This is a genomic window from Micromonospora lupini (assembly GCF_026342015.1).
Lineage (GTDB): Bacteria > Actinomycetota > Actinomycetes > Mycobacteriales > Micromonosporaceae > Micromonospora > Micromonospora lupini_B.
This window is the reverse complement of sequence record NZ_JAPENL010000001.1, coordinates 649627-666098: the sequence shown is the minus strand read 5'-3', so window position 1 is coordinate 666098 and position 16472 is coordinate 649627. Positions and strand designations below refer to the sequence as shown.

The following is a 16472-nucleotide window of genomic DNA, read 5'->3' as shown; positions in this document are numbered from 1 at the left end:
TCCCCACGGAGAGGCAGAAGACGATGGCGACTCCCACAAGCGATGGCGCGTACACCTTCGACAACGGCGCACCGGACGCGGTCCCGCAGATGCGGGCGCTGGAGTCCTTCCTGGACCCGATCACGATGCGTCGCCTGGCTCGCCCGGTGCTGCGCCTCGGGTCGACCTGCTGGGAGGTCGGGGCCGGTGGCGGCTCGATGGCCCGGCGGATCGCCCGCGCGGTCGGCCCGGACGGCGGCGTGCTGGCCACCGACATCGACCCCACGCACCTGCGGGCGGACGGCAACGTGACAGTACGCCGACACGACGTCCGCACCGACCTGCCGCCCGGGGACGCGTTCGACCTGGTCCACGCCCGTCTCGTGCTGCTGCACCTGCCCGAGCGCCGACGGGTCCTGCGCACCCTCGCCGGCGCGCTGACGCCCGGCGGCTGGCTGCTCGTCGAGGAGTTCGACTGCACGACGCCGGTGCGGGTGCTGCACGCGCCGAGCGACGACGCCGCGAAGCTGTTCGCGCAGGTGATGGACACCATGATGGGTGTGCTGCAGGACCACGGCGCCGACCTGGGGTGGGCGCAGGACGTGCACACCGAGATGATCCTCGCCGGCCTCACCGACGTGGACACCTGCACCCACTCGCAGAGCTGGGCCGGCGGGTCGACAGGCACGTCGCTCTACGAGACGAACTCCCGTCAGCTGGAGCCGGACCTGCTGGCGGCGGGGCTGTCGCCCCAGCAGCTCACCGCCTTCCGGCGACTGGTGCGCGACCCTTCGTTCGCCGTCATGTCGTACCACTTCGTGTCGACACGGGGTCGGCGGGCCAGGTAGGCCACTCCCCGGGCCGTGGTGGGTGTCGGTGGGGGGTCGCACACCCCCTACAGCATCCTAGGAAGAAAGTGTGGCGCGGCCGGTGCCCGAGCAGGGCGCCGGCCGCGCCGACCTCAGGCGTCGAAGCGGGTGCGGCGGGCCAGCAGGTAGCCGGCCATCCCGAGGACTACCAGGAGAACGCCGAGGCCCGCGATCACGCCGGTGGAGGCCCCGGTGATCGGCAGCGAACCGCCGTCTCCCCCACCGCCGCCGCCGTTGCCGTTGCCGCTACCACCACCGTTGCCGCGCGGATTGATCAGGATCTTGGCGGTGTCGTTGGCGGGCTTCAGGTCCGCGATCGGGCCCGACCCGGAGCGGGTCCCCAGCGCGACGCCGCCGGTCTGGCTGCCGGCCCGGTCGATCCGTAGCCCGAATTCGAAGCCCATCCGCTCGCCCCGGGCGACGCCACCGAGGGCGGAGCACTCGTAGAGCCGCGCGCCGGGCTTGCCCGGACGCCACTGCTCGTCAGTCGGGTCGACACAGGACGTCGACACGCTGACCGCGGTGACGCCGGCGGGCAGGGTCACAGTGGTCACGACCACGAGCCCCTGCTGGCCGGGGTCCCCGGCACGGGCCGGGCCGTTGTTGGCGAAGCCGACAGTCATCGCGGCGGTGGCGCCGACGGCGCCGGTGACGGTGGCGCCGACGGCGGCGACGTCTGCGCGCTGGTCACCGGCCACGCTCAGCGTGATCGTGGTGTCGTTGTTCACGAAGCGGGTGTCGGTCTGCCCGAGCGCGCGGGCAGACGTGCCGGTGGCCGGCACCAGCGTCAGCGCCGGGTCGGAGCCCTTGGGGCCCAGCGGCGCGGCCGGCCGGTACTGCGACTGGAACTCCGCCCAGTCGGCCGGGGTGAACCAGTAGGCGAAGTTGTAGTACAGGTTGGGCGCCCACGTGTCGGCGCCGACAGTGCCGGCGAACGTGGGGTCGACGCCGAGCGTCTCGCCGGGCGCGAGCGAGTTGTCGAACGTGCAGGCGAAGGCGCTGTTGTCCAGGTCGAGGTCGGTGTACTCACAGTTCTCGTAGCGTTTGCCCGGGGCCATCCCGTTGAAGCCGTACAGGTAGAGCACCAGGCCCCGCGCCGTCGTCGCGCCCCGGTTCGTCACCGAGAGCGGCACGCCGACGGTGGACCCGAGAGTGCCGTTCAGCTCCAGGTCGGACGCGGTGGCGAGGTCCACCCCCTCGCCGATGCTGACCGTCGAGCGGTAGGTCGCGGTGCCCACCCCCGGGGCGGTGACAGTCAACGCCAGCTCGCCGCTTCGGCCCACCTCAGCGCCGGCGCGCGCGGTCACACCCAGGGTGAGCAGGTCCTGATCCGGCTCGTTGGCGCCGTCCACGGTGCAGGTGATGACGGGGCCCTGGGTCGTGCAGGTGCTGCGCCCCTCGCCCTCGCGGACGTCGGCGAACGCGGTGACCGCGCTGCGGTCCACCCGCACCGTGTAGGTGCCGAGGGACTGCGGGGCCAGCGAGTGCAGCGCCACCCACTTCTGCGGGCCGCCCGGGGCCACGATCGCGCTGTTGGCGTAGAGGCCGAGGGCCGCGACGGGTGGGGCGGGGGCGCCGACGGCCGCGACGGGTCGGACGCCGGCGGACGCGGTGGCGAGCAGGCCGACCACGGCGATCCCGGCCAACAGGCGTCGTGGGGGAGATGGATGCGGCACGGGTTCCTCCGAGGGGACGACGGCAGACCGGCGTCGCGCGGTGTGCCGGCGCCTGACGGGGTACGCGAGATGCGGAGCGTAGCCAGAGTTGCACATGTGTCGCTGCGCCGAGACCCCTTCGCTCACCGTCGGTGCGCGGTCACCACAACGGCACCCGCCCCCCCGGTGTGCTGACCGGGCGGGGCGGGACTCGACGGATCGATCAGTGGCGGCCGACGAAGATGCCGATGCCGTTGGCGACCGCGCGCTCCGTACCGTCGGAGGGACTGTTGCGGGCGGTGGCCGCGGCCTGGCCCGGCTCACGGACGGCGACAGTGGTCGAGCCTCCGCCGTCGAGGTTGACGGCGGCGTGCGCGCCGAGCGTCCGCATCAGATCGGCGAGTTCGGCGATGGTGAGGCCGACGCTGGCGGGGGCACGGCCGGCCAGCGCGACGAGGTACACAGTCCTGCCGTCCGGGCTGACGCCGGCCGCGCTGCGCACGGCGGCGGTCGTGGCGTCGAGGCCCGCGAGGGGCGCGCCGTCGCGCAGGATCGGCGCGCCGCCGACCGCGAACGTCAGCTTGGGCGCGCCGGCGGAGGCGAGCCTCTCGCGCACCTGCACCCGGTCGCCGACGGCCAGGTCGTCGAGCGCGTCGGCGCCACCCTCGCGGCCGACGAGCACCTCGGTGTCGGCGGGGATCGCGCCCGCGCCGGGCGTCTGGCCCACAGCGGTCACCACACCGCGGCGGACCGTCACCTCATAGGTGTGGGTGCTGCACGGGTCGTTGCGGTTGGTGTCGCTGCCGCAGGTCGACCGTACCCGGGAGGCCGCGCCCCACGCGGCGGTGAACAGCCCGACGCCGCCGACCGGGAGCGCGTACTGGTTGAGGCCACTGAGGGTGACAGTGCCCTTGCGGCTGCGGACCTCGCCGGCCAGGCTCAGGGTGTCGACGCGGGCCCTGCCGTTCGCGCCCACGCCGAACACGTCCCGGGTCGAGGTGCCGGGGGCGAGGCCGGGGCCGAAACGCTGGGCGGTCGGTACGGCGAACTTGAGCTGCTCCCCGTCGGCGATCTCCGGGCCGGAGGACGAGCCGGTCGGCGCGACCCCGGCGTGCGTCTCGCTGATGTTGAAGAAGTCCCCGTTCACGCCGGCGATGGCGCCCTGCGCGTTGGTCATCGCCGAGACGACCTGGCGCTGCGCCACGGTGTCCGGGTGCAGGAGGTCAAGCGATACCTTGTTCCTGCGCAGGTCGGCGGTGAGCAGGTAGCCGACGGTGGCGCCGCGCGGGGTGTCCACCCGGAACGAGTCGTACGTGACGCCGGGGGCGAGCTGCTCGGTCGAGGTGACGGTGAGCGCGGAGTCCGCCGCCGACGCGGACGTCGTCGCGGAGGCGGCCTGGGCGGCGCCGGCCGGGGTCGCGAGCGTGCTCAGCCCCGCGGCGAGCAGCAGCGCCAGACTGGGGCGTACGAGGTGCGATGCCCTCATCGCCGCTCCTTTCGTCGTGTGCGGTTCCCGGGCCAGCCGATCACCCGGGGGTGAACGCCGAAGACGTTCGACGTGAACCGCCCGCACCTTCTTGATCAACTGCCGACGACCGGGGGCGCGCGACAGCTGTCGCGCGCCCCCGGATGGACGGTGTCCGGATCAGCGGACCACGCCGATGCCTGTGAACGACCTGTCGTACTCGGGGAACGACTGGTTGGTGTACGGCGCGTGGATCCAGGTACGCAGCGAGTTGGCGGCCGTGTCGATCTCGACGAGGCGTACCGGGTTCGTGGTGTTGGAGTGGAACGTCTGGAGGAACGAGTAGATCTTGTTCCCGTTGACGCCGGTGTCGACCCGGTTGGCGGCGACGCCGACGTGCCCGGAGAAGACGAACCGGATGTTGGCGTACTGCTTGACCAGGTTGTCGAAGAGGTACTGCGGGCTGGTCGCCCCGTACGAGGCGCTCTGCTCGATGGCGCCGTTGCCGTCGATGTAGTCGTGGGTGACGACGATGACCGTGTGCCGGGGATGGGCGGCGACGACGCTGCGGGCCCAGGCGACGGCCTCGGCCCGGGGCCAGAGTTCGAGGGTCAGCACCAGCCACTGCGTGCCGCCGGCCGCGAAGGTCGAGTACGAGTTGTCGACCTTGCCGCTCTCGAACTGCCCCTGCACCGCGCCGTACTGGCCGACTGTGAAGAACTGGTTGAACACGGTCGTGTCCCGGACGAGTTCCCTTGTGTGCGCGGGGTCGCGGGCCGAGCCGCCGACACCTGTCGCCTGGGTGTCGTGGTTGCCGATCGCCAGGGCGTACGGGATGCCGGCGGTCTCGATCGGGCGCATCGCCTCGCGGGCGACGACGTACTGCGAGTGGTCGGGAGTGTCCCAGTTGACGACGTCACCGGACGAGGCCACGAAGCGCAGGTCCAACGCGGACCGGTTGCGCACCAGCCAGTCGGTGCGGTTGCGGAACCGGGTGTCGCCGCTGTTGAGCACCTCCTGCTGGGTGTCCGGCAGGATCGCGAAGCTGAACGTCGTGTCGGTGGCGCCCGGGGTCTCCATCCGCGCGTACCCGATGTGGACGTTGCGGTCGCAGGACTCGTCCCGGAAGTCGTTGACGAACTGGATCCGTACGGTGTGCTGACCGGCGCCCACCGCCGCGCCGACGGGATAGGTGCCGTAGGCGGTCGCGCTGACGATCGTGGTCTGGCCGACGCTGACGCCGTCGACAGTCACCCGTACGGTAGGCCACCCCTGGCAGTTGTCACCGATGGCGCCGATCAGCACCCGCCCCGCGCCGGTGACGCTTGTCTGCGCGTAGCTGGAGTTGCCCCAGAGCGAGGCGTGCGTGCCGGAGGGGGGTGTCGGGGTGCCGGTCGCCGTGCGGATCGCGCCGTCGACGACTGTGAACGGGGAGGGCTCGGCGGCGCTTGCCGTACCGGCGGCAAGCGCTCCGCCCGCCGCCGCGACCACAGTCGCCACGACCATCCCGACGAACACGGATCTGGATCCTCTGCAAACCACGCTCATCCTCTCGACGCCGCAGGCCCGTTGAGCTGGGCATGCGACAGCGTAGGGACGATCGGTACGAGACATGTGAATACCTGACGGACAGCCCGCGTACCGGAGTTGACCTCTTCATCTCGGGTGGCGGGGCCGCTCGTCACCCGTTCCCGGAAAAAGGGGCGGACGATGACATCCGGGCATCCAGGCCGAGGATCGGGCGGAGATCCGGGCGTTCGGGGCGCGACAGCCAAAAAGTTTTGTTCAGTTTCTACAACTGAGCGGCGGCGGGTTCGGCGGTTGCGCCATGGCGCTGCCCGCCTGCAGACGGAAAAGTGATCGCTGCCGGGAGCCGTCGTCTCGCGGCACGCACATATGGTCTACCAAAGGGGTCAGTCGGGTGTTCAACCGTGTCGCCATCGTCAACCGTGGTGAAGCCGCCATGCGGCTCATCCACGCGGTCCGAGAGCTGGCCGCGGAGACGGGCAGCCGGATCGAGACGGTCGCCCTCCACACCGACGTCGACCGCACTGCCACCTTCGTGCGCGAGGCGGACATCGCGTACGACCTGGGTCCGGCGTCCGCCCGCCCGTACCTGAACCTGGCGACGCTTGAGCGCGCCCTGACCGAGACCGGTGCCGACGCGGCGTGGGTCGGCTGGGGCTTCGTCGCCGAGGATCCGGCGTTCGCGGAGCTGTGCGAGAAGATCGGCGTCACGTTCGTCGGGCCGAGCCCCGAGGCCATGCGGCAGCTCGGCGACAAGATCGGCGCGAAGCTGATCGCCGAGGAGGTGGGCGTGCCTGTCGCGCCGTGGAGCCGCGGCGCCGTCGAGACCCTGGACGCCGCCCGGACGGCGGCGACCGAGATCGGCTACCCGCTGATGCTGAAGGCGACGGCCGGCGGCGGCGGGCGCGGCATCCGCGTGATCACGAACGAGGCCGAACTCGCCGACGCGTACGAGCGCACCAGCCAGGAGGCGGCGCGGGCGTTCGGCAGCGGCATCGTGTTCCTGGAGCGCCTGGTCACCGGCGCCCGGCACGTCGAGGTCCAGGTGATCGCCGACGGCCAGGGCACCGCGTGGGCGCTCGGCGTACGCGACTGCTCGGTGCAGCGGCGCAACCAGAAGGTCATCGAGGAGTCGGCCTCGCCGGTGCTCGACGCGTCCCAGGCCGCCGAGCTGAAGACCTCGGCGGAGCGGCTCGCCGTGGCGGTCGGCTACCGGGGCGCGGCGACTGTCGAGTTCCTCTACCACCCCGGCGACCGGCTGTTCGCCTTCCTGGAGGTCAACACCCGCCTCCAGGTCGAGCACCCGATCACCGAGCTGACCACCGGATTCGACCTGGTCAAGGCGCAGCTGCACGTCGCCTCCGGCGGCCGGCTGGTCGGTGAGCCGCCGGCCGAGCGCGGGCACGCCATCGAGGCCCGGCTCAACGCCGAGGACCCCGACCGCGACTTCGCACCGTCACCGGGGCGCATCGCGCGGCTGGACCTGCCCGCCGGCCCGGGCATCCGGGTGGACACCGGCGTCAGCGAGGGCGACACCATCCCGGCCGACTTCGACTCGATGATCGCGAAGATCATCGCGTACGGGCGGGACCGCGACGAGGCGCTCGGCAAGCTGCGGCGGGCGATGGCCAACACCACGGTGATCATCGAGGGTGGCGCGACGAACAAGAGCTTCGTGCTCGATCTGCTCGACCAGCCCGAGATCATCGACGCCAGCGCCGACACGGGCTGGATCGACCGGGTCCGGGGCGAGGGCCGACTCGTGACGCACCGGCACTCCGCGGTCGCCCTGGCCGCCGCCGCCATCGAGTCGTACGAGGAGGAGGAGCGCGCCGAGCGGCAGCGGCTGCTGTCGACCGCCGCCGGTGGCCGCCCGCAGGTGCAGCACGCCAGCGGCCGGCCGCTGGACCTCAAGCTGCGCGGCGCCACCTACCGGATGCGGGTGGCGCGGATCGGGGCGCACCGGTTCCGCGTCGGCATCGAGGCGGGCGGCGCCGTGCGCACCGCCGACGTCGAGCTGGACCGCTTCGACAGGCACACCGGCCAGATCGTCGTCAACGGCATCCGGTACCGCCTGCTCACCGGCACGCACGGGCCGACCCACCTCGTCGAGGTGGACGGCGTGACGCACCGGGTCAGCCGCGACGAGGGCGGCGTCCTGCGCTCCCCCATGCCCGCGCTTGTCGTCGCCACTCCGCTGGAGGTCGGCGCCGAGGTGGAGGCGGGCGCGCCGGTGCTGGTGCTGGAGGCCATGAAGATGGAGACGGTGCTGCGCGCGCCGTTCCGGGCCCGGCTCAAGGAGTGCGCCGTCTCGGTGGGCAGCCAGGTGGAGGCGGGTGCCCCGCTGCTGCGGCTGGAGCCGCTCGCCGACGAGGCCACCGAGGCCGCCGCCGGCCCGAGCGTCGCCAGCGTCGAGCTCGACCTGCCGACCGCCGACGACAACGCGGGGGCGTACGAGCGCAGCAGGCGCGGCCAGGAGGATCTGCGCGGCCTGCTGCTCGGTTTCGACGTCGACCCGCACGACGACCGCCGGGTGCTCGACGACTACCTCGTGGTGCGGCGGTTGGCCGCCGAGGACGGGCAGCGGCCGCTGGCCGCGGAGGTGGACCTCGTCGAGGTGTTCGCCGACCTGGCCGAGTTGAGCCGCAACAGGCCGACAGGCGAGGACGGCGGCGCCCACGTCCGCAGCGCCCGGGAGTACTTCCACACCTACCTGCAGAGCCTCGACGTGGAGCGGGCCGGACTGCCCGACGCCTTCCAGGCCAGGCTCGCCAAGGCGCTCAGCCACTACGGCGTCACCGACCTGGAGCGCTCCCCCGGCCTGGAAGCCGCCGTCTTCCGGATCTTCCTGGCCCAGCAGCGCGCGTCCGCCGACGCCACAGTCGTGGCGTCGCTGCTGCGCGAGTGGCTGCGGGAGACCCCTCCGGACGAGTCGCTGCGCGAGCCCGCCGGTCTGGCGTTGGAGCGGCTGATCGCCGCGACGCAGGTCCGCTTCCCCGCCATCGCCGACCTGGCCCGGGGCGTGGTGTTCGCCTGGTTCGCGCAGCCGCTGCTGCGCCGTAACCGGGCCCGTGTCTACGCCCAGGTCCGGGCGCACCTGCGGCACCTGGACGCGCACCCGGACGCCTCCGACCGTGCCGAGCGCGTCGCCGAGATGGTCCGCAGCACCGAGCCGCTGGTACGTCTGCTCGGCCAGCGCCTGGTCCGTGACCACCTGGACAACACGGTCATGCTGGAGGTGCTCACCCGCCGCTACTACGGCAACAAGGCCCTCACCCGGGTGCGGACCCGCGAGGTCGCCGGCTGCGCCTTCGTGGTCGCCGAACGCGCGGACTCCAGTGTGGTCTCCGCGGCGGTGAGCTTCGACGCGCTGGGTGGCGCGTTGCGTGGGCTCGCCGAGCTGGCCGGCGACGAGGACTCCGTCGACGCCGACATCTACCTCGGCTGGGAGAACCAGCCGGAGGACTTCGACGCCATGGCCGCCGCGCTGCTCCAGGTGATCGCCGCACATCCGTTGCCGGCGCAGGTCCGTCGGCTCACCGCCACGGTCGCGGGTCGCGGCGGGGCGGTCATGCACCACCACTTCACCTTCCGCCCGTCGGACGGCGGAATGGTGGAGGACCGGCTGATCCGCGGTCTGCACCCGTACATCGCGCAGCGGATGCAGTTGGAGCGGCTGCACAAGTTCGACCTGACCCGGCTGCCGTCGTCCGACGAGGAGGTCTACCTCTTCCAGTGCGTGGCGCGGGAGAACCCGGCCGACGATCGCCTCGTCGCGTTCGCCCAGGTCCGTGACCTGACCGAGCTGCGCGAGCAGGACGGCCGGCTGGTGGCGCTGCCGACCGCCGAGGACGCGGTCGCGGCGTGCCTCGACTCGATCCGCCGGGCGCAGTCGCGGCGGCCGTCGAAGACGCGCTTCACCACCAACCGGATCGTGGTCTACGTCTGGCCGCCCAGCGAGCTGACCCGCGAGGAGATGGAGATGATCGCCGGGCGCGTGCGCCCGACGACAGTGGGCGCCGGCCTGGAGGAGATCCTGTTCATCGCGCGGCAGCGCGACCGTCGCACCGGCGAGCTGACCAAGATCGCCGTACGGATCTCGTTCGACGCCGCGGGCGGCGCCGAGCTGACCGTGGGCGAGCCGCCGGTCGAGCCGGTGGAGCCGCTTGACGAGTACCGGCTCAAGGTGCTGAGGGCCAGCAGCCGCAACACGGTGTACCCGTACGAGTTGACCGGCCGGCTCGGTGACTTCGTCGAGCACGACCTCGACGACACGCACGCGCTGGTGCCGGTGGACCGGCCGAAGGGGCGCAACCGTGCCGCGATCGTCGCAGGTGTCGTCACCACGCCTGCCGCCCTGCACCCGGACGGTGTCACCCGGGTCGTGCTGCTCGGCGACCCGACGAAGTCGTTGGGCGCCCTGTCCGAGCCGGAGTGCCGGCGCGTGATCGCCGCGCTGGACCTGGCGGAGCAGATGCGGGTGCCGCTGGAGTGGTGGGCGCTGTCCGCCGGAGCCCGGATCTCGATGACCTCGGGTACGGAGAACATGGACTGGGTGGCCGCCGCGCTCAAGCGGATCGTCGAGTTCACCCAGGCCGGCGGCGAGATCAACATCGTGGTGGCGGGTATCAACGTCGGCGCGCAGCCGTACTGGAACGCCGAGGCCACGATGCTCATGCACACCAAGGGCGTCCTGGTGATGACGCCCGACTCGGCGATGGTGCTCACCGGCAAGCAGTCGCTCGACTTCTCCGGCGGAGTGTCCGCCGAGGACAACTTCGGCATCGGCGGCTACGACCGGGTGATGGGGCCGAACGGGCAGGCGCAGTACTGGGCGCCGAACCTGACCGCCGCGCGGGACGTGCTGATGGCCCACTACGAGCACACGTACGTCGCGCCCGGCGAGGACGCGCCGCGGCGGGCGACCACCACCGACCCGGTGGACCGTGACGTCTCGGCGTTCCCGCACGACGTGGCGGGCAGCCCCTTCCGCACGGTCGGTGAGATCTTCTCCGCCGAGGCCAACCCGGACCGCAAGAAGCCGTTCGACATCCGGACGGTGCTGCGGGCCCTCGCCGACCAGGACCACCCGGTGCTGGAGCGGTGGGCGGGCATGGCCGACGCCGACACGGCTGTCGTGCAGGACGCCCACCTCGGCGGCATCCCGGTGTGCCTGCTGGGCATCGAGTCCCGGTCGGTGCCGCGGCGCGGCTTCCCGCCCACCGACGGCCCGGACACCTACACGGCGGGCACGCTGTTCCCCCGCTCGTCGAAGAAGGCCGCGCGGGCCATCAACGCGGCAAGCGGCAACAGGCCCCTGGTCGTGCTGGCGAACCTGTCCGGCTTCGACGGCTCGCCCGAGTCGATGCGAAAGCTGCAACTGGAGTACGGCGCGGAGATCGGCCGGGCGATCGTGAACTTCAGCGGTCCCATCGTCTTCTGCGTGATCTCGCGCTACCACGGCGGCGCGTTCGTGGTGTTCTCGAAGGCGCTGAACCCCAGCATGACCGTGCTCGCGCTGGAGGGGTCGTTCGCCTCGGTGCTCGGCGGCGCTCCCGCCGCGGCGGTGGTGTTCTCCGCCGACGTCAACGCCCGTACGGCCGCCGACGAGCGGGTGCGGGCCATGGAGGCCCGCGTCGCCGCCGCGGCCGGCACCGAGCGCGCGGCGCTGGCCGCCGAACTCGACGAGCTGCGTTCGTCGGTGCGGGCGGAGAAGCTCGGCGAGGTGGCCACGGAGTTCGACCGCGTGCACAACATCCAACGTGCCGTCGAGGTCGGCTCGGTGGACGCCGTCATCCGCGCCGCCGAGCTGCGTCCGCGCGTCATCGAGGCCATCGAGGCGCGTCTGCGGTAGGGCCCTCGTCCGGGCAGGGGGACGGCACCGACTCATCGCGGTCGGTGCCGTCCCCCCTGTCGTGAGCGGGCCCGCCGTCGAAACTTTCATCCGATGACTGTCCACAGTCGTGCAGCTCACCCGACTCTTTTCCGGAAGTTTTCAGAGTTGACGGTGCCCATCGACGGCCATAACGTTTCGAACGAGTTTCCGGTCCTCATCCCGGGCCGCACCCTCCCTTCATTGATCGACATTTGTCGATCATCACCGAAAGGAAGGCAGATGAAGCCAAGACGGTGGATCAGCGCCGGCGTCGTCGCCGTCGCGACCGCTGCGGCGTTGAACGCGCTACCGGCCACCGCCAGCCGGCCGTACGACCCGACCGCGCAGAGCCTCGCGACCCTCGGCCAGCGCCACGGGCTGAAGATCGGCACCGCGGTGAACGCGACAGCCCTCAACGACGCCAGCGACCCGCAGTACCGCCGGCTCGCCGCCTCCGAGTTCTCCTCGGTCACCGCCGAGAACGCGATGAAGTGGGAGAGCCTGGAGCCCACCCGGGGCACCTACGACTGGGCGGCCGCCGACCAGCTCGTCGAGTTCGCCGCGCGCAACAGGCAGGCCGTACGCGGCCACGTGCTGGTCTGGCACAGCCAGCTGCCCGCCTGGCTGACCAGCGGCGTCGCCGACGGCAGCATCAGCAAGCAGGAGCTGCGCGAGCTGCTGCGCAAGCACATCACCACAGTCGTCAAGCGCTACCAGGGCAGGATCTGGCAGTGGGACGTCGTCAACGAGGCCGTCAGCGACCCCTGGGACACCCCTTCCACGCTGCACTACAAGGGGTTCTGGGCGCAGAACCTCGGCCCCGACTACATCGCCGACGCGTTCCGCTGGGCCCGCGCCGCCGATCCCAAGGCGCTGCTGTTCTACAACGACTACAACATCGAGGCGTTCGGCTCCGGCAACCCCGCCGACGACAAGACGCAGTTCGTCTACGACATGGCCAAGGGGCTACGCGCGCAGGGCGTCCCGATCGACGGCGTCGGCTCGCAGGGCCACCTGGGCACCCAGTACGGCAACTTCGACACCCTCCAGGTGACCGCCGCCCTGAAGCGGTTCGCCGGGCTCGGTCTGGCCACCGCGTTCACCGAGGTCGACGTCCGCAGCGAGATGACCGAGGCCGTCCGGGCCGGCAACTCCGCCGAGATCAACCCCCGGTTGCAGGCATCGGCCGCCAACTTCAGCGTGCTGATGAAGGCGTGCCTCGCCGTACGCACCTGCCTGTCGTACACCGTCTGGGGTTTCAGCGACAAGTACTCCTGGGTGCCGGAGTGGTTCAACGACCCGCCCGAGGGCCTGGCCACCATCTACGACGAGAACTACCAGCCCAAGCGGGCGTACCAGGAATTGAAGTCCGACCTGATCTTCGCTGGCCCGCCGTACGTCCTGCCGCGCGTCGCGCCCAGGCCGCACCGCTGAACGGGCACGGGTCGTGCGGGGTCCACCCTCCCCGCACGGCCCGTGTTCAGCGCGGCGCGTGTGCTCAGTCGGTGGGCAGGAGCGGGCGCATGAACGTCCGCTCGTAGCGCACCACACAACCCGACTCGTCGCGGATGCGGTCGGCCGCGACGAACTCCGGGTCGGTGCCGAACCGGGTCCGGTACCGCTCGTAGGAGGCAAGGCTCTCGAAGCTGAACAGCGCCTCGGCCCGGTCGCTGGCGCCCTCGGCGGGCAGGAAGTAGCCGTGGTGCACGCCGCCGTGCCGGGCCACGAGCCGCATCCACGCGCGGGCGAACCGTTCGAACGCATCGATCTGCGCGGGGTCGATGGTGTAGTGCACGACGCAGGTGATCACTGATCCACCATACGGTCCACGACGACTCGGACCGCCTTCTGCGCGGGCTGGTCTGGGCGTTGTCGCGGGAAGACGACGAGGAGGCGACGGACCTGCTGGCGCGGGCCACCGCCACTGCGGCGACGGCGCCACGCCAGGCGTCCGGATATCCCCACGCGCCGCGCACGGCAATCGTCGCTGCGACCCCCGGTGCCGGAAAGCTGAGGCGGTGGCGTCGCGCGGGGCCGGCGGGTGACCGTCGGTCACCTCAGTGGGGGCGGACGCGGGCGTGAGCGGTATACCTCAGAGTCATATTCATACCTCTGAGGTATACCGCTCACCAGCACATCGACACGGCGGGCAGCCACAGCGGATGGCCAGCGCCCTTCGCCGCAACCCCACCCCAGCCCCAGCCCCAGCCCGAGTCAGGACCTACCCGTCCAGGGCGGCGCGCTCGGACGGGTCGGCGAATGACCGAGTAGGAGACGCTGGTCAGGGCAGCAGGATGATGTGCAGTTGGCGCGGGCCGTGCACTCCCTCGACGCGGATCAGCTCGATGTCGCTTGTCGCCGACGGCCCGCTGATCCAGGTCAGCGGGCGGTGTGGCGTCAGTCGGGCGAGGGCCTCGGGCACGGTGGCCACCACCTGGTCGGCGCGGACCACGCACACGTGCCGGTCCGGCAGGAGGCTGAGCACCCGGCGTCCCTGGTCGGGCGAGGCGTCGAGGACGACAGTTCCGGTCTGGGCGATGGCGACGGCCGCTGCGGTGACGACGGCGTCGGCGGCGCCGATCCGCGCGTGGTCGAGGCCGTCGTCGGGCAGCGCGGTCACCGTCGGCGGCAGCCAGGCCGGCGGCAGACCCGGCGGTACGACGACGGTGCCGCCCGCCGGCAGGAGGTCGGCGATCGTGTCGGCCACGGCGCCCTCGGCGACCCGGTGCACGTGGGCCCGGTAGTCGGCAAGCCGCTGCGCCAACTGGTCGAGGTCCACGGCGGCGGCCTGGCGGTAGTCGCGGGGCACGTCGACAGGCGCGGCGGTGTCGGCGGCGAGCGCGGCCCGCAGCCGGCCGAGGACGAGGTCCCGGGAGGTCACCGCCCGGCCCACCATTCGCGGAACGTCTGCGCCGGCGGCTCCGGCAGGTCCCGGCTGGCGGTCCAGCCGTTCAGCGGTGGGGGCAGCCCTCGACCACGCCGGCCGGCGAGCCGGCTCAGCCGGGCGGCGCGCTGTCCGGCCGCGTACAGCCGGGGACGGTCCATCGTGTACGCGGCCGCCGCCATCGCGATCGACTCGGCGGTGGGCCGCGGTCGCGACTCGACGGCCTCGGCACGCAGGTGCACCAGCAGCTCCGGGATGTTGATTTTGACCGGGCAGGCGTCGTAGCAGGCGCCGCAGAGCGTCGACGCGTACGGCAGGGACGCGTTGTCCTCGATGCCGGTGAGCTGGGGCGACAGCACCGCCCCGATGGGCCCCGGGTACACCGACCCGTAGGCGTGGCCGCCGGCGCGCTCGTAGACCGGGCACACGTTGAGGCACGCCGAGCAGCGGATGCACCGCAGCGCCTGCCGGCCGACCTCGTCGGCGAGGACCGCGCTGCGCCCGTTGTCGAGCAGCACGAGGTGGAACGTCTGCGGCCCGTCGCCCGGGGTCACGCCCGTCCACATCGAGGTGTACGGGTTCATTCGCTCCCCGGTCGACGCCCGGGGCAGTAGTTGGAGGAAGACCTCCAGGTCGCGCCAGGTCGGCACCACCTTCTCCACGCCCATCACGGTGATGAGGGTTTCCGGCAGGGTCAGGCACATCCGGCCGTTGCCCTCGGACTCCACCACGGCCAGGGTGCCCGTCTCGGCGACGGCGAAGTTCGCGCCGGACACGGCCACAGGCGTACTCAGGAAGGTTTCGCGCAGGAACCGGCGCGCGGCGGCCGCGAGGGCCGTCGGGTCGTCGGTGAGCGCGGGGTCGACGCCGGGCATCTCGCGGAGGAAGATCTCCCGGATCTCGGCCCGGTTGCGGTGGATCGCGGGCACCAGGATGTGGCTCGGCCGGTCGTCGCCGAGCTGCACGATCAGCTCCGCGAGGTCGGTCTCGACGGCGGTGATCCCGGCCGCTTCGAGGGCCTCGTTGAGGCCGATCTCCTGGGTCGCCATGGACTTGACCTTGATGACCCGGTCCGCGCCGGTCGCCCGGACGAGGTCGGTGACGACGCGGTTGGCCTCGACGGCGTCCGCGGCCCAGTGCACGACCCCGCCGGCCCCGGTGACCTTCTCTTCGAGCTGTTCCAGCAGGTCCGGCAGGCGGCGCAGGGTGTCGGCCTTGATGGCCGCGCCCGCCGTGCGCAACTGCTCCCAGTCCGACTGTTCGGCGATCACCCCCGCGGACTTGGCGCGGATCGTCGTCGTGGCGTGGCGGAGGTTGCGCCGCAGTTGCGGGTCGGCCAGGCTGCGCCGCGCGGCGGTCGGGAACGACTCGTCGCCGCGCAGGTGCCCCACTCCCGTCGGGGCGGTCACCGGTGGCGTGGTCGTCGGCATGCCGAGGAACGTCCGGCGGGTCACGACCGGCCCGCCGACGCGACGCTGACCGTGCCGCTCTGCTCGGTCGAGGCCAGGATCTCGGCGAGGTGCACGGTGCGCACCCCGGTCCGCAGCCGCGACAGCCCGCCGCCGATGTGCATGAGACACGAGACGTCTCCGGCGGCGCACACGTCGGCCCCGGTGGAGAGCACGTGGCGCATCTTGTCCGCAAGCATCGCCGTGGACGTCTCCGGGTTCTTCACGGCGAACGTGCCGCCGAACCCGCAGCACTGCTCCGCCGCCGGCAACTCGACCAGGTCGAGCCCGCGCACCGCGCCCAGCAACTGTCGCGGCCGGTCCCCCACCCGCAGCATCCGCAGGGAGTGGCAGGTCGGATGGTAGGTGACCCGGTGCGGGTAGTACGCGCCCACGTCGGTCACCCCGAGCACGTCGACGAGCAGCTCGGACAGCTCGTACGTCCGCTCGGCCACCGACTCGGCCCGGCTGGCCAGCCGTACGTCGCCCGCCCGCCGGGCCACCGTCGCGTGCTGGTGGCGCACCGACCCGACGCAGGAGCCCGACGGCGCGACGATCACGTCGTAGGGGTCGAAGACCCGCACGTGCCGGCGTACCAGGGGAACGGCCTCGCGCTGGTAGCCGGTGTTGACGTGCATCTGCCCGCAGCAGGTCTGCTCGGTCGGGAAGACCACCTCGTGGCCGAGCCGTTCCAGCAGCCGCACGGTCGCGGTGGCCGCCTGCGGGAACATGGTGTCGGCCAGGCAGGTCACGAACAGCGCGATCCGCAC

10 protein-coding genes are annotated in these 16472 nt (G+C 72.1%); 3 read left to right on the top strand and 7 right to left on the bottom strand.

Going from position 1 to position 16472, the window contains the following annotated elements; genetic code table 11:
• The first annotated feature begins 23 nt into the window (after positions 1–23).
• Positions 24–827, top strand: a complete 804-nt coding sequence (locus tag OOJ91_RS03075) for a methyltransferase (protein ID WP_266242118.1) — start codon at positions 24–26, stop codon at positions 825–827.
• A 113-nt stretch (positions 828–940) separates the two neighbouring features.
• Here OOJ91_RS03075 and OOJ91_RS03070 read toward each other — a convergent pair whose 3' ends face one another.
• The 3 genes from OOJ91_RS03070 to OOJ91_RS03060 form a co-directional block, all read right to left on the bottom strand.
• Positions 941–2524 carry a cell wall anchor protein gene (locus OOJ91_RS03070; RefSeq protein WP_266242116.1) on the bottom strand — a complete coding sequence of 528 codons (1584 nt, stop codon included), beginning with the start codon at positions 2522–2524 and terminating at the stop codon, positions 941–943.
• Positions 2525–2726: 202 nt separating this feature from the next.
• A complete protein-coding gene (locus tag OOJ91_RS03065) occupies positions 2727–3989 on the bottom strand; it encodes a phosphodiester glycosidase family protein (protein WP_266242114.1) in 1263 nt (420 codons plus the stop codon).
• Between the two features lie 159 nt (positions 3990–4148).
• Positions 4149–5486, bottom strand: coding sequence for a carbohydrate-binding domain-containing protein (locus OOJ91_RS03060; protein WP_266242112.1), 1338 nt, complete (start codon positions 5484–5486; stop codon positions 4149–4151).
• A gap of 403 nt (positions 5487–5889) precedes the next feature.
• Here OOJ91_RS03060 and OOJ91_RS03055 point away from each other — a divergent pair, with 403 nt between their 5' ends.
• Positions 5890–11349 carry an ATP-binding protein gene (locus tag OOJ91_RS03055; RefSeq protein WP_266242110.1) on the top strand — a complete coding sequence of 1820 codons (5460 nt, stop codon included), beginning with the start codon at positions 5890–5892 and terminating at the stop codon, positions 11347–11349.
• A gap of 261 nt (positions 11350–11610) precedes the next feature.
• Positions 11611–12804, top strand: a complete 1194-nt coding sequence (locus OOJ91_RS03050; protein ID WP_266242109.1) for an endo-1,4-beta-xylanase — start codon at positions 11611–11613, stop codon at positions 12802–12804.
• Between the two features lie 64 nt (positions 12805–12868).
• Here OOJ91_RS03050 and OOJ91_RS03045 read toward each other — a convergent pair whose 3' ends face one another.
• The 4 genes from OOJ91_RS03045 to OOJ91_RS03030 all read right to left on the bottom strand — a co-directional run bounded on the left by OOJ91_RS03045 (position 12869) and on the right by OOJ91_RS03030 (position 16472).
• Positions 12869–13180: an NIPSNAP family protein gene (locus tag OOJ91_RS03045; protein WP_266242107.1), complete on the bottom strand. Its 312-nt coding sequence runs from the start codon at positions 13178–13180 to the stop codon at positions 12869–12871.
• Positions 13181–13651: 471 nt separating this feature from the next.
• Entirely contained in the window at positions 13652–14266 is a 615-nt protein-coding gene (locus tag OOJ91_RS03040; protein ID WP_266242105.1) for a LutC/YkgG family protein, read from the bottom strand.
• Entirely contained in the window at positions 14248–15684 is a 1437-nt protein-coding gene (locus tag OOJ91_RS03035; protein WP_266242103.1) for a LutB/LldF family L-lactate oxidation iron-sulfur protein, read from the bottom strand. The genes OOJ91_RS03040 and OOJ91_RS03035 overlap by 19 nt, the downstream gene beginning before the upstream one ends.
• A gap of 20 nt (positions 15685–15704) precedes the next feature.
• A complete protein-coding gene (locus tag OOJ91_RS03030; RefSeq protein WP_266242101.1) occupies positions 15705–16472 on the bottom strand; it encodes a (Fe-S)-binding protein in 768 nt (255 codons plus the stop codon).